Source organism: Nocardiopsis chromatogenes YIM 90109 (genome assembly GCF_000341185.1).
In the GTDB taxonomy this organism is placed as follows: Bacteria; Actinomycetota; Actinomycetes; order Streptosporangiales; family Streptosporangiaceae; genus Nocardiopsis_A; species Nocardiopsis_A chromatogenes.
On sequence record NZ_ANBH01000247.1, the window covers coordinates 1 to 2,701 of the forward strand.

Genomic DNA, 2,701 nt, shown 5'->3' on the forward strand with positions numbered 1-2,701 from the left:
GCGACCACGCACACGCCCGCCACCCGACGACGCCGCCGGAAGGCCCGCCGACCTTCGTCGTCGCCGCCCTCTGCTCTGCACTCCGGTGCCTGTCGCCCGGCCGAAGCCCGCAAGTGGGGTACCTGCTGGGCCGCCGCCTTCCCGGACCACGAAGAACCCGCCACCCGGCAAGCGGGGCCCGGGAACCGCCCCGATCTCGCCGTCGCCGCCCAACACGCCGACCACGCACACGCCCGCCGCCCGACAGCGCTGCCGGAAGGGGCGCCCTCCTTTGTCGTCGCCCTCCACCCCGCACCCCCGGCGGCCCGGTGACCGGCTGGGGGTCGCAAGCGGGCCCGGCCGGGCCGCCCCCTTGACCTCTGAAGCTAACTCGATTAGCTTTTTAGCTATCGAGATTAGCCAGGAGGCCCTCATGCGGTACCTGCAGCGCCCCGACGGGCGGATCGCCTATGGCCTGTACGGCCCTACGGACGGACCGCTGGTCGTGTGCGTCCCCGGAATGGGAGACGTCCGCGCCACCTATCGGCACCTGACCGTGCCGCTCGCCGAGGCGGGGTACCGTGTCGCCGCCATGGACCTGCGCTCGCACGGCGACAGCGACACGACCTTCGCCTCGCACACCACGCTCGACACCGCCGAGGACGCCGCGGCCCTGATCGGCGAGCTCAGCGCACCCGCGACCGTGGTCGGCAACTCGCTGGGGGCGACCGCCGCCGCCTGGATCGCCGCCACCCGGCCCGAACTGGTGAACGGCCTCGTGCTCAGCGGCGCTTTCCTCCGCGGCGAGGGCGTCCGCGGGGCCGCCGCGCTCGCGCTGAAGGCGATGCTGATGCGCCCCTGGGGCCCGGCGATGGCCGCGCGGTACCTCGGCTCGCTCTTCTCCGGACGCACGACCGACGACCACCCGGCCCACATGGCCGCGATCAGGACCGGGCTCCGCTCCCGCGACCGGTACCCCGGCATCCTCGCCACCTTCGCCAACGCCTACCGCCCGGTCCCGGCCCGGCTGGACGACGTGCGCGCGCCCGCGCTGGTCGTCATGGGCGAACTGGACCGCGACTGGCCCGACCCCGCGGCCGAGGCGGAGTGGATGCGCGACCGCCTCGGGGCCGACCTGCTGATGGTCCCCGAGGCGGGCCACTACCCGCTGGCGCAGCGGCCCGACGTCACGGTCCCGGTCCTGCTCGACTTCCTCGCGGCGACCGCGCGGGGGGCCGGACGTGCCTAGGGCGGGGCTGTCACCGGACACGGTCGCCGCGGAGGCCGCCGCCGTGGCCGATGCCGAAGGCCTCGACGCTCTCTCCTTGAAGGCCGTGGCCCAGCGGCTCGGCGTGGCCTCCCCCAGCCTGTACAAGCACGTCGCAGGGCTGGACGGGCTCCGCCGCGAGGTCGCCATGCTCGCCGCGCGGGAGTTCGCGGAGGCCCTGGGGACGGCGGCGATGGGGCGCTCGGGGCCGGACGCCCTGAGGGCGGTCGCGGCGGCCTACCGAGAGTTCGCGCGCACCGCGCCCGGCAGGTACGCGGCGCTGAACACGGCGCCGCCCCGGGAGGACACGGAGGCGGCCGCCGCGTTCCGGCGGCCGGTCGAGGTGTTGGCGGCGGTCCTGCGCGGGTTCGGTATCGCGGAGGAGGACCTGGTCGACGAGATCCGCGCCTTGCGGTCGTCCCTGCACGGCTTCGCCGACCTGGAGGCGAGCGGGGGGTTCGGACTCCCCGAGGACGTGGACCGCAGCTTCGACAGGATGGTCGGGCGCCACATCACCGGGCTGGGACGACACGCCGGTCCACCCGATGCCTGAGGGGCGGCCCACTGCGAGGGGGCGGACCAGCGGCTCACCGGCAACGAGGCGGAGGGCGGCCCTGCCGGGCGGCGCCGTTGGCCGCCCGGCGCATACGCGGCCACCGTGACGCGCGGCGGCGGCCGGAGGCGCGGCGCTCGCCCTGCTCAAAGGCCGCTGAGGCGTTGACCGGCGCACGGAGGGCGGCCGCCGCCGGAAACGCCGTGGGCCCACCGGTGCTCCGGTACCGGTGGGCCCACGCGCGCGCATCCCGCACGGCGGCGGATCACAGCAGCAGGCCGAGCACCACCCACGCGACGGGCCCCGCGATCAGCAGCGAGTCGACGCGGTCCATCAGGCCGCCGTGGCCCGGCATGAACCGGCCCATGTCCTTGATGCCCAGGTCGCGCTTGATCAGGGACTCGATGAGGTCCCCCACGATCGCTGCCAGCACCACCGCCACGCCCAGCACCAGGCCCACCCACACGGGCCCGTCGAGCATCAGCGACACCGTCAGCCCCCCGGCCACCATGCACGCCAGGACCGAGCCGCCGAACCCCTCCCAGGTCTTGTTGGGGCTGATCACCGGCGCCATCTTGTGCCGCCCCAGCAGGATCCCGGCGAAGTAGCCGCCGATGTCGCTGCTGATGGTGACGATGATGAACGCGATCAGCCGGTCCCGCCCGTCGCCCGGGTGGGCCACCAGCAGCTGCCAGGTCCCCAGCAGGAAGGGGAGGTAGCACAGGGTGAAGAGGGAGGCGGCCGCGTCCCGCACGTACCCGTCCGCGCCGCCGCGCAGCCGCCAGGCCAGGGCGCAGATCGCGGTCAGCGCGCTGGTACCGACCAGCCATTCCGCTCCGCCGAAGTGCGCGCCGAACTGCATCGCGACGCCGCCGACGGCCAGCGGCGGCAGCGCGAGCCGC

3 protein-coding genes are annotated in these 2,701 nt (G+C 75.0%); 2 read left to right on the forward strand and 1 reads right to left on the reverse strand.

Features of this window, described 5'->3' with window-relative positions; all coding sequences use genetic code 11:
* The first annotated feature begins 412 nt into the window (after nt 1–412).
* Together D476_RS0122810 and D476_RS0122815 are read left to right on the forward strand one after the other, a co-directional pair.
* Nucleotides 413–1,228, forward strand: coding sequence for an alpha/beta fold hydrolase (locus D476_RS0122810; protein WP_017626240.1), 816 nt, complete (start codon nt 413–415; stop codon nt 1,226–1,228).
* The gene (locus D476_RS0122815; RefSeq protein WP_026123769.1) at nt 1,221–1,799 is read left to right on the forward strand and encodes a TetR-like C-terminal domain-containing protein; all 579 of its coding nucleotides are present in this window, start codon (nt 1,221–1,223) and stop codon (nt 1,797–1,799) included. The genes D476_RS0122810 and D476_RS0122815 overlap by 8 nt, the downstream gene beginning before the upstream one ends.
* Before the next feature lie 265 nt (nt 1,800–2,064).
* On the opposite strand, the gene D476_RS0122820 is transcribed toward D476_RS0122815, so the two are convergent.
* On the reverse strand, nt 2,065–2,701 hold a 637-nt coding region (locus D476_RS0122820; protein WP_017626242.1), incomplete at its 5' end, for a phosphatidate cytidylyltransferase.